Origin of the sequence: Streptosporangium sp. NPDC087985, from assembly GCF_044741965.1 — a bacterium.
Lineage (GTDB): Bacteria > Actinomycetota > Actinomycetes > Streptosporangiales > Streptosporangiaceae > Streptosporangium.
The window spans coordinates 468,988-491,554 of the sequence record NZ_JBIUTQ010000003.1; the positions used below are offsets into that span (position 1 = coordinate 468,988).

25 protein-coding genes and 1 tRNA gene are annotated in these 22,567 nt (G+C 69.2%); 12 read left to right on the top strand and 14 right to left on the bottom strand.

The window, feature by feature from the left end:
* Positions 1-153: 153 nt before the first annotated feature.
* Positions 154-618 (bottom strand): hypothetical protein, encoded by a 465-nt coding sequence (locus ACIN94_RS10990; RefSeq protein ID WP_400702901.1) that lies wholly within the window; start codon positions 616-618, stop codon positions 154-156.
* 114 nt (positions 619-732) lie between these two features.
* On the opposite strand from ACIN94_RS10990, the gene ACIN94_RS10995 reads away from it, so the two are divergent.
* The 3 genes from ACIN94_RS10995 to ACIN94_RS11005 all read left to right on the top strand — a co-directional run bounded on the left by ACIN94_RS10995 (position 733) and on the right by ACIN94_RS11005 (position 2,204).
* Positions 733-806: transfer RNA gene (locus tag ACIN94_RS10995), tRNA-Pro, on the top strand.
* A gap of 464 nt (positions 807-1,270) precedes the next feature.
* Complete coding sequence (locus tag ACIN94_RS11000; RefSeq protein ID WP_400702904.1) at positions 1,271-2,050, top strand: hypothetical protein; 780 nt, start codon at positions 1,271-1,273, stop codon at positions 2,048-2,050.
* The gene (locus tag ACIN94_RS11005; RefSeq protein WP_400702907.1) at positions 2,034-2,204 is read left to right on the top strand and encodes a hypothetical protein; all 171 of its coding nucleotides are present in this window, start codon (positions 2,034-2,036) and stop codon (positions 2,202-2,204) included. The genes ACIN94_RS11000 and ACIN94_RS11005 overlap by 17 nt, the downstream gene beginning before the upstream one ends.
* A 60-nt stretch (positions 2,205-2,264) precedes the next feature.
* On the opposite strand, the gene ACIN94_RS11010 is transcribed toward ACIN94_RS11005, so the two are convergent.
* Genes ACIN94_RS11010 through ACIN94_RS11025 form a run of 4 tightly spaced genes read right to left on the bottom strand, consistent with a single transcriptional unit; the run spans position 2,265 to position 5,499 of the window.
* Complete coding sequence (locus ACIN94_RS11010) at positions 2,265-3,446, bottom strand: NAD(P)/FAD-dependent oxidoreductase (protein WP_400702909.1); 1,182 nt, start codon at positions 3,444-3,446, stop codon at positions 2,265-2,267.
* Positions 3,443-3,637 (bottom strand): ferredoxin, encoded by a 195-nt coding sequence (locus tag ACIN94_RS11015; RefSeq protein WP_400702912.1) that lies wholly within the window; start codon positions 3,635-3,637, stop codon positions 3,443-3,445. Before ACIN94_RS11015 ends, ACIN94_RS11010 begins: the two co-directional genes overlap by 4 nt.
* Positions 3,638-3,668: 31 nt before the next feature.
* Entirely contained in the window at positions 3,669-4,664 is a 996-nt protein-coding gene (locus ACIN94_RS11020) for an ABC transporter substrate-binding protein (protein ID WP_400702915.1), read from the bottom strand.
* Positions 4,648-5,499 carry an SDR family NAD(P)-dependent oxidoreductase gene (locus tag ACIN94_RS11025; protein ID WP_400702918.1) on the bottom strand — a complete coding sequence of 284 codons (852 nt, stop codon included), beginning with the start codon at positions 5,497-5,499 and terminating at the stop codon, positions 4,648-4,650. Before ACIN94_RS11025 ends, ACIN94_RS11020 begins: the two co-directional genes overlap by 17 nt.
* A 94-nt stretch (positions 5,500-5,593) precedes the next feature.
* On the opposite strand from ACIN94_RS11025, the gene ACIN94_RS11030 reads away from it, so the two are divergent.
* The 3 genes from ACIN94_RS11030 to ACIN94_RS11040 all read left to right on the top strand — a co-directional run bounded on the left by ACIN94_RS11030 (position 5,594) and on the right by ACIN94_RS11040 (position 10,252).
* Positions 5,594-5,782 (top strand): glycine cleavage T C-terminal barrel domain-containing protein, encoded by a 189-nt coding sequence (locus ACIN94_RS11030; RefSeq protein WP_400702921.1) that lies wholly within the window; start codon positions 5,594-5,596, stop codon positions 5,780-5,782.
* Positions 5,775-6,368, top strand: coding sequence for an integrase core domain-containing protein (locus tag ACIN94_RS11035; RefSeq protein WP_400702924.1), 594 nt, complete (start codon positions 5,775-5,777; stop codon positions 6,366-6,368). The genes ACIN94_RS11030 and ACIN94_RS11035 overlap by 8 nt, the downstream gene beginning before the upstream one ends.
* Before the next feature lie 422 nt (positions 6,369-6,790).
* Positions 6,791-10,252, top strand: coding sequence for a right-handed parallel beta-helix repeat-containing protein (locus ACIN94_RS11040; protein WP_400702927.1), 3,462 nt, complete (start codon positions 6,791-6,793; stop codon positions 10,250-10,252).
* Here the strand turns inward: ACIN94_RS11040 and ACIN94_RS11045 are convergent.
* Together ACIN94_RS11045 and ACIN94_RS11050 are read right to left on the bottom strand one after the other, a co-directional pair.
* Positions 10,186-11,106: a hypothetical protein gene (locus ACIN94_RS11045; RefSeq protein ID WP_400702930.1), complete on the bottom strand. Its 921-nt coding sequence runs from the start codon at positions 11,104-11,106 to the stop codon at positions 10,186-10,188. The two genes, ACIN94_RS11040 and ACIN94_RS11045, sit on opposite strands and share 67 nt — an antisense overlap.
* Positions 11,088-11,387, bottom strand: coding sequence for a transposase (locus ACIN94_RS11050; RefSeq protein WP_400702933.1), 300 nt, complete (start codon positions 11,385-11,387; stop codon positions 11,088-11,090). The genes ACIN94_RS11045 and ACIN94_RS11050 overlap by 19 nt, the downstream gene beginning before the upstream one ends.
* 284 nt (positions 11,388-11,671) lie before the next feature.
* Between ACIN94_RS11050 and ACIN94_RS11055 the strand changes: the two genes are divergently transcribed.
* From ACIN94_RS11055 to ACIN94_RS11065, 3 genes are read left to right on the top strand one after another with little or no spacing between them, the layout of a single operon-like run.
* Positions 11,672-12,751 carry a tyrosine-type recombinase/integrase gene (locus ACIN94_RS11055; protein WP_400702936.1) on the top strand — a complete coding sequence of 360 codons (1,080 nt, stop codon included), beginning with the start codon at positions 11,672-11,674 and terminating at the stop codon, positions 12,749-12,751.
* A complete protein-coding gene (locus ACIN94_RS11060) occupies positions 12,699-14,657 on the top strand; it encodes a tyrosine-type recombinase/integrase (RefSeq protein ID WP_400702939.1) in 1,959 nt (652 codons plus the stop codon). The genes ACIN94_RS11055 and ACIN94_RS11060 overlap by 53 nt, the downstream gene beginning before the upstream one ends.
* Positions 14,654-14,965 (top strand): hypothetical protein, encoded by a 312-nt coding sequence (locus ACIN94_RS11065; RefSeq protein WP_400702942.1) that lies wholly within the window; start codon positions 14,654-14,656, stop codon positions 14,963-14,965. Before ACIN94_RS11060 ends, ACIN94_RS11065 begins: the two co-directional genes overlap by 4 nt.
* Before the next feature lie 8 nt (positions 14,966-14,973).
* Here ACIN94_RS11065 and ACIN94_RS11070 read toward each other — a convergent pair whose 3' ends face one another.
* Together ACIN94_RS11070 and ACIN94_RS11075 are read right to left on the bottom strand one after the other, a co-directional pair.
* Positions 14,974-15,618, bottom strand: coding sequence for a hypothetical protein (locus tag ACIN94_RS11070; RefSeq protein ID WP_400702945.1), 645 nt, complete (start codon positions 15,616-15,618; stop codon positions 14,974-14,976).
* Positions 15,619-15,761: 143 nt separating this feature from the next.
* Positions 15,762-15,977, bottom strand: a complete 216-nt coding sequence (locus tag ACIN94_RS11075; RefSeq protein ID WP_400702948.1) for a hypothetical protein — start codon at positions 15,975-15,977, stop codon at positions 15,762-15,764.
* 243 nt (positions 15,978-16,220) lie between these two features.
* Between ACIN94_RS11075 and ACIN94_RS11080 the strand changes: the two genes are divergently transcribed.
* Entirely contained in the window at positions 16,221-16,643 is a 423-nt protein-coding gene (locus ACIN94_RS11080; protein ID WP_400702951.1) for a hypothetical protein, read from the top strand.
* Between the two features lie 29 nt (positions 16,644-16,672).
* Here the strand turns inward: ACIN94_RS11080 and ACIN94_RS11085 are convergent, their stop codons facing one another.
* Positions 16,673-17,260, bottom strand: coding sequence for an IS110 family transposase (locus ACIN94_RS11085; RefSeq protein WP_400702954.1), 588 nt, complete (start codon positions 17,258-17,260; stop codon positions 16,673-16,675).
* Between the two features lie 10 nt (positions 17,261-17,270).
* Here ACIN94_RS11085 and ACIN94_RS11090 point away from each other — a divergent pair, with 10 nt between their 5' ends.
* A complete protein-coding gene (locus ACIN94_RS11090; RefSeq protein ID WP_400702957.1) occupies positions 17,271-17,429 on the top strand; it encodes a hypothetical protein in 159 nt (52 codons plus the stop codon).
* A 92-nt stretch (positions 17,430-17,521) separates the two neighbouring features.
* Positions 17,522-17,911 (top strand): discoidin domain-containing protein, encoded by a 390-nt coding sequence (locus ACIN94_RS11095; RefSeq protein WP_400702960.1) that lies wholly within the window; start codon positions 17,522-17,524, stop codon positions 17,909-17,911.
* Between the two features lie 193 nt (positions 17,912-18,104).
* On the opposite strand, the gene ACIN94_RS11100 is transcribed toward ACIN94_RS11095, so the two are convergent.
* From ACIN94_RS11100 to ACIN94_RS11115, 4 genes are read right to left on the bottom strand one after another with little or no spacing between them, the layout of a single operon-like run.
* The gene (locus ACIN94_RS11100) at positions 18,105-18,854 is read right to left on the bottom strand and encodes an SDR family NAD(P)-dependent oxidoreductase (protein WP_400702963.1); all 750 of its coding nucleotides are present in this window, start codon (positions 18,852-18,854) and stop codon (positions 18,105-18,107) included.
* Complete coding sequence (locus tag ACIN94_RS11105) at positions 18,847-20,442, bottom strand: aldehyde ferredoxin oxidoreductase N-terminal domain-containing protein (RefSeq protein ID WP_400702966.1); 1,596 nt, start codon at positions 20,440-20,442, stop codon at positions 18,847-18,849. Before ACIN94_RS11105 ends, ACIN94_RS11100 begins: the two co-directional genes overlap by 8 nt.
* Complete coding sequence (locus tag ACIN94_RS11110; RefSeq protein ID WP_400702969.1) at positions 20,433-21,737, bottom strand: L-fuconate dehydratase; 1,305 nt, start codon at positions 21,735-21,737, stop codon at positions 20,433-20,435. The genes ACIN94_RS11105 and ACIN94_RS11110 overlap by 10 nt, the downstream gene beginning before the upstream one ends.
* Complete coding sequence (locus ACIN94_RS11115; RefSeq protein ID WP_400702972.1) at positions 21,737-22,567, bottom strand: fumarylacetoacetate hydrolase family protein; 831 nt, start codon at positions 22,565-22,567, stop codon at positions 21,737-21,739. The genes ACIN94_RS11110 and ACIN94_RS11115 overlap by 1 nt, the downstream gene beginning before the upstream one ends.

The following is a 22,567-nucleotide window of genomic DNA, read 5'->3' on the forward strand; positions in this document are numbered from 1 at the left end:
TCCACTTCCTGGCGTAGGCGTCGCGGGTCCCGGAGCCGAGCGAGCGGATGTTCAGGGAGTTGCCCCGGGGACAAGCCTCGAAACCGGTTGTTTATGTCAGCGATCCGCTATCAAAAATATTGGATCAACGTTTTATCAATCTTTGTCAGATAATCAACGATCTTCGGGTTGGTCTTTCGGATGGCGTGGCGGGTATCCCGTACCCAGCGCCCTACGTGCCTCGGCCAGGACCGTCTCGATGAGCGACTGCCCGGCGGAGACCGGGACCTCGTGGAACCCCCGCCCCGGCTCGTAGGCGATGTCCAGCCCACCGGCGACCAGCCGGTCGGCCCAGCGGAGCGCGGTGTTGAGCTTCTCGGCGGGGATCGCCCGCCCCTGTGCGACAGAGGACAGATTGCGCAGGTTCGTCGCCGGGCCGGACTGGCTGTGCGCGCGGTCCAGCTTCCACGGGAGCGCCCGGGAGTGGTCGAGCATCGGCTTGGAGAGCCCAGCCGCCCTCTTCGCCTGCAGAATTCCGGACTCACTCACCCCGAACCGCGCGGCCAGTTCCGCGTTGGACAGCCCCTCCCGGACAAGTTGTCGCAGCTCACTCTGGTCGATCAACGCTTTACGTCCCACGTGCTCTCGTCCCTCGCATGATCACATGTGCTCGGTGGGCGTCCTGGCGTGCACATGCCCCTCCGAATCTGCGCTAAGGTTATGACGTCCCGCCCGAGAGGGCGCAGGACAGACCGGGACGTAGCGCAGCTTGGTAGCGCACTTGACTGGGGGTCAAGGGGTCGCAGGTTCAAATCCTGTCGTCCCGACCGCGTTTACGCAGGTCGGAGCCATGATCACAAGAAATGTGATCATGGCTTTTCTGCTTCTTGTTGCTCATTTGTTGCTCGGACGAGACGTCAGTTGCCGACAGCCCGATGTCGACCGTTCCCGCAGGTTGCCGCCTGTTCCGGGGGCACCGAACGGGTGCGCCGACGGTTGTTCAAACGGATACGGGCAGACCGCTATATCGTAGACAATGATCTACAATGTAAAGGCGTGCTCGACGCGCTCGGGTTCACATCGGCCGGTAGCGGGCCTCGCCCTGTGCGGCACTACGTCGCGGCTGAGGAGCACCCATTTCTGAGCGGCTGCGCATCGAGACGCGTCGGAAGTGGACGTCACCGGCCACCTCAAGCCCGTACGTGACAAGCGGGCTTTTCTCCGGGAACCGGGGCCGGGGTGGCCTGCGTCGAACCGTTCACCTCGAGAGAAGATCTTCAAGGAGCGGGCGATGTCGCGTGCGGTGACTGTCGGTACGGCCGTGCTGCTGCTTGCCGGTCTGGCAGGCTGCGGCACTGCGAGGGCGAGTGGCGAGATCGTGATGTGCCATCACCAGGAGGTACCGCTGCGGGGCCTTCGCGACGGACGACCGGCTACGGAGCTCGGCCCGGATGGCCGCGCCGCGCTGAAGGGGACGGAGGTGCGGCGGATCGACGACCTCGCCGGCTGGACCATTGTTGAGGAGAGTGACACGCGGGTGGCGCTCATCCGCGAGCTCGACACCCCGCACTCGGAGAGCCAGGGCATGGTCTTCACCCATGAGTTCCTGGACATCGAACGGTTCGGAGAGCGCGACGGGAACGGCCGTCCCGGCTGGCACATGCGAGCGTCCAGCCGCTGCGATCTACGGCGCGATCTCGGCGACGCGGGCACCGCGGATGTGGCCCTGGATCCTGCCGCTCCGCCGCCCGGCCGGGACTCCCGGCAGGTAGCCGTGTTGGTCCACGAGCGTGACTGCGCCGACGGGCGGCGGGCGGATGGTCGTGTGCGTCTGATCGACATCGAGTCGACATCGACGGAGGTGCGGATTGTGATCGGGGTGCAGCCGCTCTCGGGAATCCTTACGTGTCAAGGGAATCCCCCGACGCCGTTCACTGTCGAGCTCGACGAGCCACTCGGTGACCGAGTTCTCATTGACGCGTCGGTCTATCCACCCCGGCGAATCGTTGAGGGAGCGGGGTGGACGTCACGGTCTGCGCGTCGGAGGCGGTCAGGTGGTGGCGGGCGGTGAACTTCGAGCGGGAGCCCTCCTGCTGATCTCCGCCGTCGTGGCCGTGGTCGCCATCGGCCGGGTGCTGAGCGCCGAGACCCCCATCGACGGCGGCGACTTCGCCATCGGCGCGGTGGTGGGCGCGGCCGGCGCGCGGCCGCCTTCCTGCTCCTAGCCCGCCGACGCACCCGCTGACCGGCCGCGGCCGTCCAGCGGGCCACGGCGGGGCCGGTGGTCAGGCCGGTGCGGGGGCGGCGGCGATGAGCCCGCGGTAGCGCGCCAGCTCGCGGGGGGCGTTGAAGGCGATGGCGGCCGTCGGGTGGCCGGCGTGGCTGGACACGGCGACGAAGCGGCGGTCGGCCGGTGAGCCGGAGACCACCTCCATCCGATCGTCAGGCCCGGGGGAGCCGACCATCTGGATCTTGACGCCGTGCTGGTCGGACCAGAAGTAGGGGATCGGGTCGTACGGCGTGCCCCGCCTCGGGCCGGCCAGCAGGTTGCGCACGGCGTGGCGGGCCTGTTCGACGGCGTTGGTCCAGTGCTCGACGCGCACGCTCCGGCCCCGGCGCCACCAGCGGGCGACGTCGCCCGCCGCGTAGACACGCCCCTGCTCGTCGGCCGCGCAGTGCTCGTCGCACAGCACACCGTCGCGCAGGGCAAGGCCGGAGGCGCCGAGCCACTCGGTGTTCGGGACCACCCCGACGCCCACCACCACCAGATCGGCGGGGATCACCGACCCGTCACTCAGCACCACCTGCTCCACCCGGCTCCCGCCACGCAGCTCCGCCACGCCCGCGCTGCAGCGCACGGACACGCCGTGGTCGGCGTGCAGCTCGGCGCAGACCCGGCCCAGGTCGGTGCCGAGCACGCGCGCCATCGGCGTCGGCAGCGGGTCCACCAGCGTCACGTCCAGGCCGTGCGCCCGTGCCGACGCGGCGACCTCGGCGCCGATGAACCCGCCGCCGACCACGACGACCCTCGGCCCGGTGCGGCAGGCGGCCCTGATGGCGAGGCAGTCGTCCAGCGTCCGCAGCGTGTGCACGCCGGGCGGCGTGCGGCCGGGCAGCCGCCGCGCCCGCGCGCCCGTGGCCAGGACCACCGCGTCGTACGGCAGCCGGCGGCCATCGCCCAGCTCGACGGCCCGGCCGGCCCGGTCGAGGCCGGACGCCGCCGTGCCAAGCACGAGCTCGACGTCCAGCCGCTCGAAGTGCTCCTCCCCGCCGAGCGCGGCCTGCGGCGGCTCCCAGTCACCGGTCAGGAGCTGCTTGGACAGCGGCGGCCGATCGTACGGCGGGCAGGGCTCCTCGCCCACCAGCGTGACACGCCCCTCGTAGCCCTCGGCCCTGAGCGTCTCGACGGCGCGCGTGCCGGCCAGCGACGCCCCCACCACCACGACGTGGCCCAGCCGATGGCTCACGGCTGCTCAAGCCAGATCGCCTGGCGGGGGCAGCTCCGGATGGCCTCCTCGACCTCCGGCCGCTGGGACTCCCGCGGCTCGGCGTCGAGGAGCCGCACGACGCCGTCGTCGGTGAGGTCGAAGACAGCCGGAGCCGTGATCACGCAGCTCGCGAAACCCTCGCATCTGCTCACGTCTGACATCACCCGCATGGGCTTCTCCTTTCGCGATCGGTTGTCCCGGTCAGGGCTGGTCCGCGAGCAGGTCGGCGGCCTGGATCTGCTTGGGCAGGGCGCCGTACGTGACGGCCGCGTCCAGTGGCGGCTGGAGGGTGGCCAGGTCGAGTGTCGTTTCCCACTCGGCCCGCGCCATCTTGGCGACGACCGCGCCGTCGATCTTGGAGAACCTGGTCAGGATCTCGCCCGTCTCCTGCCGGTTGTCGTTGGTGTACGCCGCGGCCGTGCTGAGCGCGCGGCGGAACCTCTCCATGGCGTCCCTGTTGCCCTCGGCCCAGCTCGCCGAGGAGAAGAACGTGCTGGTCGAGAAGCGGTCCGAGATCGCGTCGTAGGCGTTGCCGAGCAGCCGCACCTCGCCCTTCTGCCGCGCCAGCGTCAGGTCGGGCTCGGCGATCAGCGCGGCGTCGATCCGGCCCTCGGCGAGCGCGGGGCCCATCTGCGAGAAGGGCAGCTCGATGAACTTCAGGCTCTTGGCGTCGCCGCCGTTCTTGTCGACCCACGCCTGGGTGGCGACCTGGGTGACGTTCTTGAGCGCGTTGACCGCCACCGTCTTGCCCGCCAGCTTCTTGGCCGAGTCGATCGGGGAGTCCTTGGCCACCATCAGCGCCGAGGTCGGCTCCTTGCTGGCGTAGACGGCGCCCTGGGAGACGACCCGCACGGGGATGCCGTTCTCGAAGGCGCTGGCGACCGAGCCGATGCTGGAGCAGCCGATCTGCAGGCTGCCGCCCACCACCCCCGAGGAGATGGCGGCCCCGCTGGAGATCGACTTGATGTCGACGGTGAGGCCCTCCTGCTTGAAGAACCCCTTCTCCTGGGCGGTGAACAGCGCCGAACACGTGTCGGTAGGCAGCGTGCCGATCGTGATCGCGGCGCCGCCCGGCTCGGCCGCCGGCGCCTTCTCGTCCAGGCCGCACGCGGCGAGCAGCAGCGCCGCCGCCGTGCCGAGCGTCAGGGCCAGCGGCACCCGGCGGGCCGCCGTACGCCTGTCAGCGAACATCTGCATCGTCGTCTTCCTTCTGTGGCCGCCGCATGATCTCGGCGTGGATGATGTTTCGGAGTTCGAGGAACTCCCCGGAGCTGCGCGTCTCGACCTGGACGCGCGGTCGCGGAAGGGGCACCCGCACCTCGCGCACGACGACCGAGGGGGGCGGGCCGAGCACGAAGACCCGGTCGGACAGGTAGACGGCCTCGTCGATGTCGTGGGTCACCAGGACGACCGTGACGCCGAGCCGCTGGCGCAGCCGCAGGACCAGGTCCTCCAGCTCCTCCCTGACCAGGGCGTCGACGGAGGCGAAGGGCTCGTCGAGCAGCAGGATCTCCGGCCGGAAGGCCACCGCGCGGGCCAGCGCGACCCGCTGCTGCATGCCGCCGGAGAGCTGCCAGGGGTACTTGTTCCCGGCGGCGGCGAGGCCGACGGCCTCCAGTGCCTCAGCCACCCTGGTCTTCCGGTCCGCCGCGGACAGGGCCTTCCTGGTCTCCTGGTTGGCCTTGAGCGGCATCGCCACGTTGTCGGAGACCGTCAGCCAGGGGTAGAGCGAGCGGCTGTAGTCCTGGAAGACGAGCACCACCTCCCGAGGGGGCCCGATGATCTCGGCGCCGTTGAGCATGGTCTGGCGGACGTAGTTTCGGACGGACTCCTCGTCGGACACGTCGGCGACGATCGCCGCCGCCGCGCCGATCTCCCCGCGGGTCGCCGCCAGCGCGTCGGCGTCGCGGTCGACGAGGACCACGCACGCGCCGTCGTTCATCAGCCGCACCGCCGCCGCCCTGCCGATGCCCGAGGCGCCGCCGGTCACGACCGCGACCTGCCCGTCGAACCATCCCGCTGTCGTGGTCACTGCTGGCTCACCAGCTTCGAGAACAGGAAGTCGGCCAGGCCCTCGGTGCCGCCCTCCGAGCCGTAGCCGCTCTCCTTGACTCCGTCGAGTTCCGATGCTCGGGCACGTCACCTCGAGCTACCGCAGCGCCGTACTCGGGCGTCCGTTCGCGCTCGCGCTCGTCCGCGCCGGCCGGGACCGCATCGGCGAGTCGCTGCTCGCCTGGGACGACGGTCGGATCGTTCCGGTGACCGTCACCGATCCGGTGTTCTACGACAAGGAAGGAGCGCGGCGCGATGGCTGACCAGATCACGTTGCGCAGCCCGCTGGCTGAATGGGCTGACGCGTTCACCGGTCTGCCGGATGAGGTCCGGATCGCGGAGTTGCCCTTCCTGACGCAGCTCGACGTGCGGGTCGACCCGGCCGGCCCGGCCGCGGTCGCCGCAGGGAAGGCGCTCAGTGGGCAGTTGCCGACCATGACCTCCGACGGCGTCGCCGCGCTGCTGGCCGAACTGCAGATCACCCGGTCCCACTCCCGGTCCAAGGTGAGCAACGACAACCCCTACTCCGAAGCGGCGTTCAAGACGCTGAAGTACTGCCCGGTCTTCCCTGAGCGGTTCGGCAGCCTCGCCGACGCCCACGTGTTCTGCGAGACGTTCTTCACCTACTACAACCACGAGCACCGTCACTCCGGCATCGGGCTGCACACCCCGGCCTCGGTGCATTTCGGCACCGCCGCTGAGATCCGCGAGCAGCGTGCCGCCACCCTGGAGGCCGCCTACGCGGCCAACCCAGGCCGGTTCCGCAAGAAGCCGACCCCGCCCACGATCCCGGCCAAGGCATGGATCAACGACCCGGACAAACGGGAGAAACAAGTACAGAACAACTAACGCAACCGTGTCTCACCGAGCTTGACAAGTTCCGCCCTGGTACACCACCAAGACCCAGCCCAGCTCCGCCGACATGCTCGCCCAACTCCGCCGCACCATCATCGCCTCACGATTTTCGGCCACCCGGCCCGACCAGCCCGACCTTACGAAAATCACCACCGATCAGCTGACCTGGCTCAACACAATCGCATAACGGCCAAACCCGAAATCTTGACTGTCACACGCTGACTTTGCATCCTAGATCAAATTTCCTATAGGGTTTCCGTGCAGAATGGGAGTCCCCCTTGATCCGCCCCCCCACTCCACGACCGTTTACAAGCCCTCCCGCAGCCAAGCGGTCCTCGTCCCCACCGCGCTGCGCCCCGTCAGCCGGACACGGCACAGGCACCCGGCGTGGTCTGTATCTCGGCACCATCATCGCGATGGTGCTCGGCTTGGCAGCCGTCGCGGTTGGCGCCCCGGGCTACGCTGCCACCGAGGCGGCGCACCGTATCTACGCGGCCCCGCACGGCACAGGCACTGCGTGCACCGCCGACAAGCCCTGCTCGATCCAGCAGGCGCAACTCTCCGCGCGGACCGCTGCGGCTGGCATGAACTCTGACATCCACGTGCTGCTGGCCGGAGGTACCTACTCCCTCGCCGAACCGCTCACCTTCACCTCGGCCGACTCCGGCCGTAACGGGTTCCGGATCGTGTGGCAGCCCGCAGGTCCGCAGCGGCCCGTCCTCTCCGGCGGCATCCCGCTGAGCGGCTGGGCGCCGGCCGCGGACGCCCCCAACCGCTGGAGCGTCGACGTCCCCGATGGGATCAGCACCCGCGGGCTCTATGCCAATGACGTCCGAGTGCCGCGCTCGCGGGGCACCAGCCCCGTGACGCTGACCCGCACGACGCCGACCTCGAACTTCGCCAGCGGCGGCTACACCGCAGCCAACTCCTCGCTCGCGTCGTGGCGGAACCCCGACCAGATCGAGTTCGTCTACGACAACCACCAGGCCTGGGGCCAGAGCCGCTGCCTGGTCGGCAGCATCGTGGGCACCGCGGTAACGATGTCGCAGCCCTGCTGGCAGAACACCCAGCGCCGTTCCTCGCCGATCGGCCAGGGCAACGACAACCCGTCCGGCGGCTTCCCAAGCTTGGCGGCGAACTCCCAGCCCACCTGGATCGAGAACGCCTTCGAGCTCATGAAGGCGGGCGACTGGTACTACGACAAGTCCCTGCACAAGATCTACTACTGGCCCAAGAGCGGTGAGGACCCCGCGTCCATGAGTTTCGTGCTCGCCGTCAACGAGCACGTCGTCCACAGCGAGGCGGGTTGGACCGATCCACTTGCCAACGTGACGTTCACGGGCCTCGAGTACGCGCACACCACCTGGTACCAGCCGAGCACCGACGTCGGTTTCTCCCAGATCCAGGCGAGCAACACCGTCACGCTGCCGAACGGCTACAACTTCCAGGGCCTGTGCCAGTACGTGACCAACCCGCCTGTCTTCCCACCGGCCGGCGAACTGCCCAGCCAGTGCCCCACCGAGAACTACACACCGCCGACCGCGGCGGTGCAGCTGAGCGGCACGAAGAACGTCCAGTTCCTCAACAGCAGGTTCCGCCACATCGGCAACGCCGGCTTGTGGCTCTACCACGGCGCCAACGGCGACCTCGTCGAGGGCAACGAGTTCACTGACATCTCCAGCAACGGCCTCGTGCTCGGTGCGATGGACGACCCGCTGCCGCTCGACGACGACCCGGACGAGATCGCGATCAACAACTCGATCCGCAACAACTACCTGCACAACGTGGCCGAGGAGTTCTCCGGCGGCGTGGGCATCTCGGTGTACTACACGAGAGGCACCGTCGTGGAGCACAACCAGCTGATGGACATGCCGTACACCGGCGTGAGCTTCGGCTGGGGCGGCCACCACATCGATATCAACCACCTGACCGCGGACCCGAGCATCAACCAGGACAACGCGATCCGCAACAACGTCTTCATCAACACGATGCGTGACCGCAGCGATGGTGGGCCGATGTACACCCAGGGCCACCAGTCGAACAACACCTGGGAACACGCGCTGCAGGTCACCGGAAACGTCGCGTTCAGCAACCCCGGCCCGCGGTACTTCTTCTACCACGACGAGGGCAGCAGCTACATCCTGCTCGACGGCAACGCCGAGTACGGCAACGGCGGCGGCTTCAACGGCGGCTGCACCACGCCCGGCCCGGTTCGGGTCACGAACAACTACCGGGTGGGCGCGATCAACAGCAACATCTGCAGCTTCAACGGCCCGGCGGCGAACTTCACGAGCCAGGGCAACGTCCAGATCTCCAGCAACCCGAGCCCCGGCGTCATCCCGAACTCGCTGCTTTCCAACGCCGGCCTGCAGCCGGCCTACCAGCACCTGCTGTACCAGCAGTCGCCGCGGATCTACATCGTGAGCGACCCCGACTCCGCCGCCGGCACGCTGATCTCCGGGTCCGGCTTCAGCCCAGACTCCCGGGTGGCCATCGGCGGCTATCCCGCGAAGCTCGTGCAGTACGTCTCGCCCAACTACCTCATCGCGCACTTCGCCCCTGGCAAGACCACGGGTGACCTCACCGTCACCAACGCGGCGGGCGTCGGGACCAAGTCTGGCCTGGTTGGCGGTAGCAACGTCGCCCTCGGCAAGCCGGCGTCCCAGATCTCCACGCTGACCGGCTTCGGCGACCTGAGCGCGGGCAAGGGCGTGGACGGCAACACCAGCGGCGACTACACGCAGCAGGCGATGTCTCACACCAACTCCGCTGCCAACGCCTGGTGGCGAGTCGACCTGGGCCAGGTGTACAACCTCGACAAGATCCAGGTGTGGAACCGGACGGGCGCCCAGGCAGAGGTGGACCGCGACAAGGACTACTGGGTACTGGTGTCCAGCACCCCGTTCACCGACGATAAGCCGGCTGCGGCATGGGCGGCGACGCCCGGGGTGTGGTCGTTCCACGACACCGGCACCATGGGCCGACCCACCACCATCGACGGGCCGATGACCGGCCGCTACATCCAGGTGCAGCTCAGCGGGACCAACTACCTGGTCGTGGCCGAGCTGATGGCCTTCATGGCCGAGACGGCGCCGCCCCCGCCGGTCATCACGTCGCCGGCCGACACCTCGGCGGGCAACGGCGCGGTCACGGTCACAGGCACCGCCGAACGGTGGTCGACCATCACCGTCAGGGACGGCAGCACAACGGTCTGCACCACCGAGGCCGACCTCACCGGCAGCTGGTCGTGCACACCCGAGTCGGGTCTCGCGGCCGGCTTGCACAGCCTGACCGCGACCGCGGCCAACGCCAACAAGCAGACCTCCGAACCCTCCACGCCGGTCTCGTACCTGGTGCTGAACGGCACCGGCTTCACAACCGGCGGCGGCTGGTTGACCGAGCCAAACCTCGGTACGAAGAGCGACTTCGGGTTCACCGCGAAGTACCTGAAGAACGGCAACATCCAGGGCAACAGCCAGTACACCTACCGGAAGACCCTGACCGCCGACCAGGTCGCCAACCCTGCGGGTGGCTACCTGCCCGCAGGTGACTACGACTGGACCATCAAGAGTAACGCGATGACCGCGTTGGGACAGTCCTGCACGAGCACCAAACCGAAGGTGTGCACCGCCACCTTCACCGGGAAGAGCACGATCACTGCCGTCAACCGGGCAACTGGAATCGCGTACAGCCTAGGCGGCAACAACCAGTTCCAGGTGGACGTCACCGACAACGGCGAGCCCGGCTCGGGCAACGCGACCACCAACCCGGACACCTACGCGATCCGAGTCTGGGACGCCAGCGGCACGTACTACCAGCTCGGCACGCCGACGGCGCAGCTGCCGCTGAACGGAGGCAACATACAGGTTCGACCGTAACCGCAACGGGGAGCGGCCCGAGACCCAGCGGTCTCGGGCCGCTTTCTTTCCGGCAGATTCAACCGACGTAAAGCCTGCGTTCCGCATAATTCGGCTCGGCTAGAGACCGAAACCGGGGTGTGACCTGGGAAGACGCCTAGAGACACGCCGAAGGGGCGTGTCTCTAGGCGGTGGAGATCGTTTCGGGTGGTTATGCGGGGTCGAGCTCGATGATCTGCTTGGGCGGGGTGATGGCGAGCTTGGCGAACAGGTCGCGCTGCGGCTTGGAGAGCTCGGTGGTCTGGCAGAAGCGCCCGGCGGGGCCGACGAAGGTGCCCAGGTGAAGCCGGTCCAGGTGGCGGCGGACGGCGGGCCAGGTCTGGCCGGTGGCGTTTCTCGATCATCCAGGTCAGCAGCAGGGCGAGCCAGCACAACAGGACGTGCGCGCGGATGCGTTCTTCCAGGCGGTGGTAGACCGGCCGCAGGTCGATGATCGATTTCATGTCCCGCCAGCCGCGCTCCACTTCCAGCAGCTGCTTGTACCCGATGGCGATGTCCTCGGCCGACAACATGGGATCGCTGCTGCGTAGCAGGTACTTGCCGTCCAGGTTCGCCTCCGCCTTGACCTTGGTGCGGTCGACGCGGAGCAGCCCGCCCGGGGTGATGCGCAGGAACCGGTTCAGGCCAGGCTTGACGCTGATCTTCCCGCGCAGCACGCCGCGCTCCTCGCCGGTCAGCGTGTCGGAGCCGTCGATCATCTCTTCCAGCCGGGTGATGAGGTCGGCGCGGATCGCCGCATCCCGGGTAGCGGCCTCAGGGTTGTGGCAGATGACGAACCGCTCGTGCGCGCTGACCTTCACCTCCTTGACGCGCATGTTGCCGGCGACGTCGGTGTAGCGGCCCTGACGGGAGCGGGCGGCCTTGATCTCGGGGCTGTCGGAGCGCAGTTTCTCCCAACAATGATGTAGTGGTGGTCACCGCGGCGCAGGTAGCGGCGGTTCTCAGCGGAGGAGAAGCCGCGGTCGGCGACCGAGACGATCCGGGCCAGCGTCCAGTCCCGCATGTCGTCCTTGACCTGGCGGATCAGCGCCTGATCGCCGGTGTTGCCGGGCCAGCACCACACCCGGACCGGGATACCGGTGCGGGTGACGGCCATCCCGATCACGATCTGCGCAGGTCGTCGCGACTGTCCTTGGACTTGCCGAAGGTGCGAAAGCCCACGTCGCGCTTGTCGTCCCACTCCCGGCCGCCGGCCTGGCCGTCGGGGTCGAGGTGGCCGCGCTCGTCGCGGGCGACAGGCTCATCGGCGTCTTCGGTCTCGAAATAGGTCGAGGTGGTGTCTCCCTTAACCGGCTAATCACAGGAGGTCGAGGGTGGGCGACACGCCGTTGACCTGGAGATACTTGCGGGAGGGTGGGGTCGGCGGCGTTACATGTCTCCATGACCGATACCGATCTTCGAGTGGAAGAGCACGGCGGCGGGTGGGCGCTGTCCGGGCCTGCCATGGCGGGGTTAACGCTGGTGAACGACTACCTGGGGTATCTGGCCGACCGGCGGTACTCGCCCCGGACGGTCCGTGCCTATGCGTTCGATCTGCTGGCGTTCTGCCGGTGGCTGCTGGCCGAGGGCGTGGCGCTCGAAGCGGTGACAACCCAGACGCTGCTGCGGTATCTGAGCTATTGCCGGACGGCGACGTTCCGCGGGCGGCCGGGCGGCAACGTGTACTCCATCCGGGACGGCCGCAACACCGGATACGCGGCCGCGACGGTCGACCGGCGACTGGCGGCGGTCTCGGGCCTGTTCGGCTTCCGCACGATGCGCGATCCGGACTCGGTCAACCCCGTGCCGAGGGGAGCCGAACGCCGCCGGACGGCCGGTGGGGAACGGGCCGGGCTGCTGAGTCACCTGGCCGCCGCCAAACCGGCGTCCCGACTACGGGTGCGCCAGCCCCGCCGGCTGCCCCGAGGCCTGGACGCGGCCGAGGCGACCGCGCTGCTGGGCAGCTTCCGCTCCTGGCGGGACAGGGCCATCGCTGGGCTGATGTTGTTGTCTGGGCTGCGCTCGTGCGAGGTCCTCAATCTGCGAGTCGCCGACGTCGACATTCCCCGCGGCTGGGTCCGGGTGGTCGGCAAGGGCGATAAGGAACGCCGCGTCCCCGTCGATGTCGAGGTCGCCGGGCTGATCCAGACCTATCTGCTGGCCGAGCGGCCCGACACCGCCACGGAGTGGCTGTTCGTGGTGGCCAAGGGCCCGAACCGGGGCCAGCCGTTGACGGCCGAGGGCCTGCGGGCGGTGTTCCGCTATCACCGGGCCCGCTCGGGCGTGGCCGACGGTCATCCGCACGCGCTGCGCCACTCGTTCGGGACCGCGCTGGCCGAAGCCGGCGTCGACCTGGCGGTGATCCAGACGTTGATGGGCCACGACCACGTCGATTCCTCGGCCCGGTATGTCCATCTGGCTCCGGCGCATGTCCGCGCCGCATACGACGATGCCCGCGCTCACCAGCGCCTGCGCGGCTGAGCCCGTCCGCCCGCCGAGCCCGGGCGGGATACTCGACCAGTACGCGGCCTGGCTGGCGCAGCGAGGCCGCGGGAACCGGTGCTTCGCCGACGGCGCCGCCGTGTTCCTGCGGCGCTGGCCCGACCCGCAGGCGTTCGTCGATGAACCGCTGGAGGTGCTGCTGGCCGCAGACATGCACACCCGGCCGTTCATCAATTTCCTGCTGCTGCACGATCTACTGCGACCCGGCTATGACTACCTGGTGGACCGCAAGTTCGCCGCGCTGGTCGAGCTGGCCCGCGGCACCCGCCTGGAGGCCGACCTGGACGGGTTCGTCCAGGCAGCCGCCGAGCTCGGGTTCTCCCCGAACGTGCGGTCCCGAGCGGCCGAGCGGGTGCTGGCCCGCCTGCTGATCCAGACCGGCCGCCGCCTGCACGAACTCACCGTGACCGATCTGGGCGAACTGGAGACGGCCTTCCGCGTCCGGGCCGAGCGGCGCAGCCGATCCTGGACCAACGACCGGGGTTTCCTGCACGCTGCCTGGACGGTGCTGTTCCACTTGGGCGTGGTGGAAGTGACCCCGCCCAACCGGCGCCGCCACGACCACACCGATCACGCCCACCACTTCGGCGGAGTCCCGGCCTGGCTCGCCGCCCGGCTGCAGGACTACGCCACGGCGTTGACCGGCACCCACGCCCCCTCCATGATGGACGGAATCGCGATCCGGCTGGCTCACTTCGGACGGCACCTGGCCACCGTCGACCCCGACATCGACTCGCTCGCCGGCCTGGACCGTCAACGCCATATCGAGACCTACCTCGCCGCGGTCGCCACCGCCCGGGCGATGCGCGGCGGGCAGCCCATCTCGGTGGGTGAGCAACGCAACCGCATCATCACCCTCGGCCGGTTCCTGGCCGATATCACCGAGTGGGGCTGGCCCGACGCCCCCGCCCGGCGGCTGGTGTTCTCCCGCGACATCCCCAAGCTGCCGCGGGCGCTGCCCCGTTACCTGCCCGTCGACGGCGACCGGCTCATCGCCCAGGCCCTGCACGACTTGCCCAACCGGCTGTTCGCCGACGCGCTACTGCTGGCCCGCGCCACCGGACTGCGTGTCGGGGAGTTGTGCGACCTGGAGCTGGACTGCGTCCATGAGATTCCCGGCACTGGAGCGTGGCTGAAGGTCCCCCTCGGCAAGCTCAACTCCGAACGGATGGTGCCCCTCGACGACGACACCGTCGCCCTGATCGACAGCATCGCCGAAACCCGGTCATCAGGGCGGCCGCTGCCGCATCCCAAGACCGGGCGGCCCACTGAGTTCTTGCTCACCCACCTCGGCAAGCGCGTGTCGAGCGCCGCGTTGCGTGATGAGCTGGCCCGGGCCGCCGCCACCGCCGGGCTGCCGAAGGCCACCCCGCACCAGCTCAGGCACACCTGGGCCACCGCTTTGATCAACGCGGGCTGTTCCTTGCAGGCGTTGATGGTCATGCTCGGCCACACCTCGGCGGCGATGAGCCTGCGCTATGCCCGGCTCTTCGACGCCACCGTCCGCGCTGACTACGAACGCGCCCTGACCCAGGTCAAGACCCAGCTCGACACCGGAACGGGCAAGCAGACCACGCTGCCGATCACCGACATCACCAGCGGCGCCAGCGGCTGGAAGGACACTCCGTTGATCAAGTTCCGGCTGGCCGGCGGGTACTGCCTGCGCACCGCCGCCCAGGGCAGCTGCGCCTATGCCAACATCTGCGAACACTGCCCCAACTTCCGCACCGACGCCGCGTTCCTGCCCGTGCTGGCCGCTCAACGCGCCGACACCCAGGCGTTGCTCGCCGACGCCCAAGCCCGCGGCTGGGAAGAAGAAGCAGCCCGCCACCGGCGGCTGCTCGATCGTCTCGACCAGCGCATGGCCCAAACTGAAGCGTCATGACCAACCAGCCCGACGACCTGCTTGCCGCCGTCCACGACGCCTGCACCGACCTGATCCGCGCTGGCAAGCCTGTGACCTTCGCCGCCGTCACCGAACGCACCCAGATCAGCCGCACCACCCTCTACCGGCGCCGCGACCTGCGCCAGCTCGTCGAGCAACACCGCGACCCGGCCGGGGAGATACTCACCCTCACCAGTCTGGCCATCCAGCTCGACCAGCTCCGCCAGTCACTGGACGCCGTCGCGGCCAACGTACGCCGCCATGAAGAAGACCTACGCGCGCTCAAACGAACCGAACGCGCCAGCTGAACCCAGGATTACGCCGCCAGGACGAAGTCTGAAGATCGATTAGCCGGATAATCAAAGAAGAGTAGATCAACTTCGAGGTTCAAGAGGGTCGCGACCTGCCGGAACACCTCGATCTCCAGCTCGGCCTTGACCTCGTGCAGCCAGTCCATCGCCCGGTAGCAGGCGTCGTCGTCGATGGTGGACAGGCCGGCGATGTGCACGTCGTGGGTGATCCAGTCGGTCGCGGCCAGCTTGGAGGAGGGGGCCAGCGCCCGGTTGGCGACCAGCGCGAACAGCACCCGCTCGGTGATGGTGGTGTCGCGGGGGCGTCCCCGGCCGCGTTTACCCGCGCCCAGCCCGCGCATGATCGCGGGCAGGTTGAGCCGCGCCCACAGGTGATCGAGGGTGTAGGTGCCGCCGTAGGGCCGCGACTCCAGGAACTCCAGGCCTTCCACGGCGCCCGCGGCCAGTTCCTCGCCCGGATCGAGCAGCCGGGCTAGAGACGCGACCAGTCGTTTGATCGCGGCCCGGTCGAGGGCGTCCTCACGGCCGAAACTGTGCAGGATCTTGGGGACGGAACGGCCCGCGACCCGGTCCCACTCGTTGTGGGCCAGGTGCAGGTAGCGGACGGCCACGCCGTCCTTGTTCTTCTCGCTGGTGGTCTTCACGTACATCGTCTCTAGACCATACCGGCATATACCCATATCAACTACATGGTTAGGTTGATCGTCGTCTCTAGGCGGTTTTGAGGTTTCTGTCTAGGCCAACCCGATCTGACCTGGGCACTCGTCCTCCAGGTTCCTCCAGGACCCCGGAATTAAGCGGAACGCAGGTAAAGGGTCATCGACTTTTTTGTCGTCAGGTCAGTGACGACGTACGTCCCCTTCTTCGCGAAGACCTGCGTGTATGTCGAACTCTTCTTCGGCAGCTTCACGTCGAACGTGGTCGGCGAAGTGCTGTTCGTGGCGACCTCGTGCATGGTCTTCTTGTCCTTGTTGACGAAGAAGAACCGGCCCTTCAGTTTGATCTTCACGCATGGGCGCGATACGCATGGGTGGCTGTCGAACGCCGGCAGATGGCGCTCGCGCGCCCTGGTCAGGTGTTCCCGCATGTCCGCCTCGGCGGCGTCCGGCTTGGCGGCCTGGATCGCCTCGGCGATGCGTTGATGCTCCTCCCTCGTGTCGGCGCCAGCTGCTGCGGTGGGCAGCTGATCCTGCCTCGGAGGACTGCTGCACCTGTGAACTGCAGGCGCAGGGAACCGACGGGATCGCCCGAGGTGGCGGACTTTCCGAGGGTGTCGGCGCCGGTCGAGTTCGAGGTAGCCCAGCTCGTCTTCGGCACGGCGGACTTCACCTGGAACGACAGGGCCTACGACGCGAGGACGAGATGGCCGCGCGAGATGGCCTATCTCGCCGGCGGCGACAAGGCGGCTACCGAGGCCATGCTAGTCTTCGGCGACCTGGAGCACCTGGCCCCGACCATCGGCACCACCCCCTGGCAGCCCCAGGCACCCGAGCTCGTCGCACGCGTCGCCGAGTTCTGGCGGGCATGGGACGGATGGCGACGCGCCGAGGCGCTCACCGCGATGCGCGCGAACGCCATCGCCACGGCCCCGGCCACCATCCGCGGCGGATCGGTGGACAAGGGGTTCACCGATGACACTCCCTGTGTCAAGCTCACGCTGCAACGGACTCGATGAGAGCCGCTGCGGCACCGTGTTTGGCGGGTTCATAAGGAACGCCATCGTGCCAGCAGCGCCAGATCACGCGGATCCAGGCGCGGGCCAGGACGCGGACGGCGTGTGGGTGGTCCTTGCCCGCTGCGCGGGCCTGGGTTGTAGATCTTCGCGGCCCAGGGGCTGGCGTGCCGGCTGTTGTCGGCGAACGTGGTCATCGCGGCGCGGAAACGTTTGTTGCAGGCCCAGCGGAAGTGCACGGCCCGGTGCTTGCCGGACTCCTTGGTGACCGGGGTGCATCCGGCCAGAGCTGCGACGGAGTCGGGGTTCTCGTAGGCTTGGCGGCAGTCGCCCCACTCGGCGAGCATCTGGGCGGCGTTGATCTGACCCGACCTTGGCAGCGACGCGAAGATCTCGCCGTCCGGGTGCTCACCGAGGTGGGCGGCGGTCGAGCGGTCCAGGTCGCGGATCGCGCCGTTCAACGCCTTCAAGACCGCGACCAGGGCCAGGACGGCATCGCGCAGGGCTTCGGTGAGTGCCTCGCCGCTCGTCCCTGCGGGGGCCGAACGCAGCTGCTCCAGCAGGGCAGCGGCCGAGCGGCGGCCGCAGTACGACGTGCCGCTGCCGAACCGCGCACTCACCGCCGAGGAGATGACCGCGCCAGGCGTGTGGAGCACGCTGCAGGTCGCGCCGACGGGCCGGCCCACGACGGTGCCGGTCGACGCCACCGGACGATACGTGCGGATCCAACTCGCCGGCACGAACTACCTGACGATCAACGAGGTTCAGGTCTTCCCGTCGAGCGACTGACGGCACGATGGTGGGCGCTGTCCCTGAGGCAGCGCCCACCACCTGTTCAGCCAACCGGTCCGATCAACGCAGGCCGGGATGCCAGGCCTGATGTGCCGACCGTTGGGGAGAACGGCCGCGCAGCGAATGTCCTGGACGGAAACCAGGCCACCTTCTGGCACACCCGCTGGTACGGAGGAACCGACCCGCTGCCCCACCACATCGTGCTCGACCTCGGTGAAAAGCTCGAGGTCACCGGCCTGCGTTACCTGCCCCGCCAAGACGGCGCCAACGGCCGGATAGCCGGATACGAGGTCTGGGGGAGCACCGACCGTACCGCGTGGACCAAGGTCGCCGCCGGGACCTTCGCAAACACCGCGGCCGAGCAGACTGTCACCGAGAATGGCATGCTGGCCCGTTACCTCAAGCTCGTCGCCACGTCCTCTCACGTCGGATCGTGGACTACGGCCGCTGAGCCGAACGTCACCCGGGTGGTGCGCTGACCAGCTGGAAAGCTGACCACCTGGAAAAGGGTCGGCTCGCCGCACGCGGCGGGCCGACCCTTTGGCGATCACGCGGTCATCACGGACTGTGCTGTGCTCCCGGATGCTTTGTGGTTCATGAAGCGGGAGCCCACTACGATATTGGGCGCTGTCCCTGGGCAGTGCCCACCATCTGTTCAGGTCATCGGTCCGATCAGTCGCGGGGGAGGCGCAGACCCGACATGCCGCCGTCGACTGCGAGGGAGGTGCCCGTCACCGCCCCGGCGGCCGGCGACGCCAGGTACACCACGGCCGCCGCCACTTCCTGTGCGGTGACCAGGCGGCCGGTGGGCTGGCGGGCGGCGAGCCGGCACTTCTCGGCCTGCGGGTCGTCGGCCTTGGCGAGCAGCCGCGCCACCCACGGCGTGTCGACCGTGCCGGGTGCCACGCAGTTGACCCGGATTCCCTCCCCGACCAGGTCGGCGGCCATGGCGAGAGTCAGCGCGTGCACCGCGCCCTTCGACGCGGAGTACAGGGCCCGCTTGGGCAGGCCGGCCCCCGCCGCGATCGAGGAGACGTTGACGATCGCCGCCGCGCCGGATCGGCGTAGATAGGGCAGGGCGGCAGCGGTGGTCCGGGCGACCCCCGTCACGTTCACGTCCAGGACGCGTGCCCATTCCGCGTAGTCGTTGTCCTCGACGGTGCCGACAGCCGAGATCCCGGCGTTGTTGATCAGGATGTCCACTCCGCCGAAGGCCTGCGCGACCGACTCCATCCCCGCGATGAGCGAGGCACGGTCGGCCACGTCGGCCCGGACCCCGTGGACGCGCGGGTCCTCCGGCGCGCTCGCCGGATCCAGATCGAACACCCCCACCCGGGCGCCTCCGGTGAGAAGCGCCTCCACGCAGGCGCGGCCGATCCCCGAGCCGCCCCCGGTCACGACGGCCACCAAACCATCAAACATCACAAGAATCTCCGTCCAATCCGAGTCGTCGTCGAAGTCGGTGCACGGCGGCCTGGAAGGCCGCGCGGTCGAGAGTGTCGAAATACCGTTCGGGCAGAGTGTCCGCGGCGGGCGGCACGCCCAGGCGCGCATTGACCTCGGCCATGAGCAGCAGCCGCTGGTAGCCGAGGGCCAGCACGTCGGGCCGGTGGCCGGTGACCGCCTCGACCAGATCACCCACCCGGTCCAGGGTCAACGGCCGGGTCGGGGTCGCGGCGAACACGCACACACCCAGCGCGTCCAGGCCCGACCACAGCGCCATCAGCACCGCGGTCCGTTCCACATCGATCTCGCCCGCCGGGCGGGGCACCCGCGCCCCCAGTTGGCGCACCTCCGGATAGGCGTACGGCAGGCCGTGCTCGGGGTCGAAATCGAGGTCGTGCTCGCACACGTCGTAGCGCGGGCCGAACGGGGCGACCGCGTAGCCGAGGCCCAGGTTGGGCTGGCGCCGCGGGTCGAACGGCGGCAGGGCCACCCTCTTGACGGTGTCGGGGCCGGGCGGGGGATAGGCCCCGCCGTCGAAGGGCGTACGGCCGGCGGCGCGCAGCGCCTCCGCGTACGACACCGGGTCGACGCCCTGGCGCAGGCACTGCGCGTTGGCCTCGAGGACGGCGGCGGTGTCGCCGATGCCGAGGTCGCGGCCGAGCGCGGCGAGGGTCTCCTGGTGAAGCCCCGCGCCCAGGAACGTCTTCACGCAGGTCGTCGGGCAGCCGGGGCAGGGTGCGACGCCGTCGGGCTCCGGCGCGGGTGTCATGACCGCGTCGGGCCCGACCGTGGGCCACACGCCGAAGCCGGGCGCGGTGTGCTGCCAGACGGCGAGCGGATTGCGCGCCGCCTCCTCGGCGTACCAGTCGGTGATCTGGCCGAGAGCGAGCGGATCGTCGACGGGCGCGCGGTCGGTGCCGACGCAGACGACGGCCTTGACGTTCTTCGCCCCCCACACGGCGCCGAAGCCCAGGCGCGGCAGCGGGTGCTGCCGACAGGTGACCACCGACGCGTACGGCGTGCCCGCCTCTCCCGCCGGGCCGATGACGGCCACGGCGGCGTTCGGGCCGTGCCGGGCGACGAGCGCGTCGGTGGCCGCCCAGGTGTCGCGGCCCCACAGGTCGGCGGCGTCGTGCAGGCTTGCGGCGCTGCCGGTGATCAGGACGTATACCGGCTTTTCCGCGCGACCGCGCAGGACCACGCCGGTGGCGCCCGCGGCCCGCAGGCCTGCGGCAAAGGGCCCCTCTGCGCGGGTCTCCGCGACCCCGCCGGACAGCGGTGACACGCCGACCGCGGCGACCCGGGCGAGCCCGGGCGCGGCAACGCCCGCGACGGTCGAAGCGACCAGCGCGCTCGGCGCGTCCGCCGCCAAGCGCCCCGCCACCTCCAAAGCGACCACATCGGCAGGAGCTTCGCCCCGACGGCCCCTGTCAGGCAGCACGCCAGGCAGCACGTCGGGCAGGGCGTCGAGAAGCAGGCGCAACACCTGGATCGAGCCGCCGTACCCCTCGACTGGCCGGGTCCTCACCTGCCCGGTGGCCAGGTCGACGTCGACTATGCCCATGCCGGCCCATCCGGGTAGGAATAGGTGGCGATGCTGTCCGCGCTCATCTCGGCCGAGAAGCCGGGCAGTGTCGGTGCGACGTAATGGCCCTCACGGACGACCGCCGGAGCGAGGAAGTGCTCATGCAGGTGGTCGACGAACTCGATGACCCGGTCTTCGGTCGTGCCTGATACCGCCACGAAGTCGAACATCGACAGGTGCTGGACGAGTTCGCACAAGCCGACACCGCCGGCATGCGGGCATACCGGCACGCCGTACTTCGCGGCCAGCAGCAGGATCGCGATGTTCTCGTTGACTCCGCCGACCCGGCAGGCGTCGATCTGGACGAAGTCGACTGCGCCGGCCTGGAGCAACTGCTTGAACACGACCCGGTTCTGCACGTGCTCACCCGTCGCGACCCGGATCGGCCCGCCCTCGGGCGAGGCCGTGGCCAGGGACGCGCGGATCGCGGCGTGGGCGAGGACGTCGTCGGGGCTGGTCGGCTCCTCGATCCACCACGGGTCGTAGGGGGCCAGTGCCCTCATCCACTCGACCGCGGCGGCGACGTCCCAGCGCTGGTTGGCGTCGACCGCGATCCGGATGTCCGGGCCGATGGCCTCGCGGGCCACTCGGAAGCGGCGGACGTCGTCGGCCAGGTCGGCGCCGACCTTCAGCTTGATCTGGGTGAAGCCGTCGGCCACGGCCAGCTTCGCCAGCCGGACCACCTTGTCGTCGTCGTACCCCAGCCAGCCGGGTGAGGTCGTGTACGCGGGATAGCCACGAGACTGCAACGCCTCGATCCGCTCGGCACGACCCGGCTCGGCGGCCCGCAGAATCCGCAGCGCCTCCTCGGGGGTGAGCGCGTCGGTGAGGTAACGCCAGTCGACGAGGTCGACGATCTGCTCGGGGGTGAGGTCGGCGAGGTAGCGCCAGACGGGCTTGCCCGCTCGCTTGGCGACCAGGTCCCACATCGCGTTGATGAGGGCGCCGGCGGCGAGGTGAACCACTCCCTTCTCCGGCCCCAGCCAGCGCAGTTGCGAGTCGTGGGTGAGTTCTTGGGCGAATGCGCCGAGGTCGACGGCATCGGGGTCGGCTCCCACGACGAACGGGGCGAGCGCCTCGATCGCCGCTCGGCAGATCTCGTTGCCGCGGCCGATGGTGAACGTGAACCCGTGCCCTTCCGACCCTTGGTCGGTGCGCAGGACCACATAGGCCGCCGAGTAGTCCGGGTCGGGGTTCATCGCGTCGGAGCCGTCCAGCTCGCGCGAGGTCGGAAACCGCACGTCAAAGGTGTCGACCGCGACGATCACGGCCATCAGGCGCTCCTCAGGGTCGAGCGCTGCCGGCCGAGGCCGTCGATCTCGACCTCCATCACGTCACCCGGCGCCAGGTACGGGAACCGGCCCGACAGCGCCACCCCCTGCGGCGTACCGGTGTTGATGAGGTCTCCCGGGTCCAGCACGGTGTACTGGGACAGGTGCCACACCAGGTACGCCACATCGAAGATCATGTCCTTGGTCGAGGAGTCCTGCCGGGCCTCGCCGTTGACCCATGAGCGCAGCCGCAGCGCCTGCGGGTCGGTGATCTCGTCGGGCGTCACCAGCCACGGTCCGAGCGGCTGGAAGGTCTCGCACGACTTGCCCTTCGACCACTGGCCGCCGGACTGGTCGAGCTGGAAGTCTCGTTCCGATACGTCGTTGGACAGCACGAAACCGGCGATGTGCGCGAGCGCCTCGTCTGGGGAGGACAGGTACCGGGCGCGCCGGCCGATCACCACGCCCAGCTCCACCTCCCAGTCCGTCTTCGCGGATCCGCGCGGGATCAGCACGTCGTCGAACGGCCCGACCACAGTGTTCGGGGCCTTGTAGAAAACGATCGGGGTGGTGGGGGGCGGCGCGCCGGACTCGGCCGCGTGGGCGGCGTAGTTCTGGCCGATACACAGGATCACGCCCGGGCGCGCGATCGGCGCCCCAATCCGCTGTCCCTCGATGTCGATCTCCGGCAGTCCGGTCGCCTCGCGTACCCTCCGCACCCCTTCCGAGGCGAAGAACGCCGCGTCGAGATCAGCGGTGACCGACGACAGATCGAGGTGACGGCCCTCGGTGTACAGCACGGGCTTCTCGGCCCCCACCGGTCCAACCCGCAT

Excerpts from the sequence above, each read along its gene's own strand:
- ACIN94_RS11000 (WP_400702904.1), top strand. The coding sequence starts at position 1,271 with ATGTCGCGTGCGGTGACTGTCGGTACGGCCGTGCTGCTGCTTGCCGGT.
- ACIN94_RS11015 (WP_400702912.1), bottom strand. The coding sequence starts at position 3,637 with ATGCGGGTGATGTCAGACGTGAGCAGATGCGAGGGTTTCGCGAGCTGC.
- ACIN94_RS11020 (WP_400702915.1), bottom strand. The coding sequence starts at position 4,664 with ATGCAGATGTTCGCTGACAGGCGTACGGCGGCCCGCCGGGTGCCGCTG.
- ACIN94_RS11030 (WP_400702921.1), top strand. The coding sequence starts at position 5,594 with ATGCTCGGGCACGTCACCTCGAGCTACCGCAGCGCCGTACTCGGGCGT.
- ACIN94_RS11035 (WP_400702924.1), top strand. The coding sequence starts at position 5,775 with ATGGCTGACCAGATCACGTTGCGCAGCCCGCTGGCTGAATGGGCTGAC.
- ACIN94_RS11040 (WP_400702927.1), top strand. The coding sequence starts at position 6,791 with ATGGTGCTCGGCTTGGCAGCCGTCGCGGTTGGCGCCCCGGGCTACGCT.
- ACIN94_RS11045 (WP_400702930.1), bottom strand. The coding sequence starts at position 11,106 with ATGCGCGTCAAGGAGGTGAAGGTCAGCGCGCACGAGCGGTTCGTCATC.
- ACIN94_RS11050 (WP_400702933.1), bottom strand. The coding sequence starts at position 11,387 with ATGGCCGTCACCCGCACCGGTATCCCGGTCCGGGTGTGGTGCTGGCCC.
- ACIN94_RS11055 (WP_400702936.1), top strand. The coding sequence starts at position 11,672 with ATGACCGATACCGATCTTCGAGTGGAAGAGCACGGCGGCGGGTGGGCG.
- ACIN94_RS11060 (WP_400702939.1), top strand. The coding sequence starts at position 12,699 with ATGTCCGCGCCGCATACGACGATGCCCGCGCTCACCAGCGCCTGCGCG.
- ACIN94_RS11065 (WP_400702942.1), top strand. The coding sequence starts at position 14,654 with ATGACCAACCAGCCCGACGACCTGCTTGCCGCCGTCCACGACGCCTGC.
- ACIN94_RS11070 (WP_400702945.1), bottom strand. The coding sequence starts at position 15,618 with ATGTACGTGAAGACCACCAGCGAGAAGAACAAGGACGGCGTGGCCGTC.
- ACIN94_RS11090 (WP_400702957.1), top strand. The coding sequence starts at position 17,271 with ATGACCGCGCCAGGCGTGTGGAGCACGCTGCAGGTCGCGCCGACGGGC.
- ACIN94_RS11100 (WP_400702963.1), bottom strand. The coding sequence starts at position 18,854 with ATGTTTGATGGTTTGGTGGCCGTCGTGACCGGGGGCGGCTCGGGGATC.
- ACIN94_RS11105 (WP_400702966.1), bottom strand. The coding sequence starts at position 20,442 with ATGGGCATAGTCGACGTCGACCTGGCCACCGGGCAGGTGAGGACCCGG.
- ACIN94_RS11110 (WP_400702969.1), bottom strand. The coding sequence starts at position 21,737 with ATGGCCGTGATCGTCGCGGTCGACACCTTTGACGTGCGGTTTCCGACC.
- ACIN94_RS11115 (WP_400702972.1), bottom strand. The coding sequence starts at position 22,567 with ATGCGGGTTGGACCGGTGGGGGCCGAGAAGCCCGTGCTGTACACCGAG.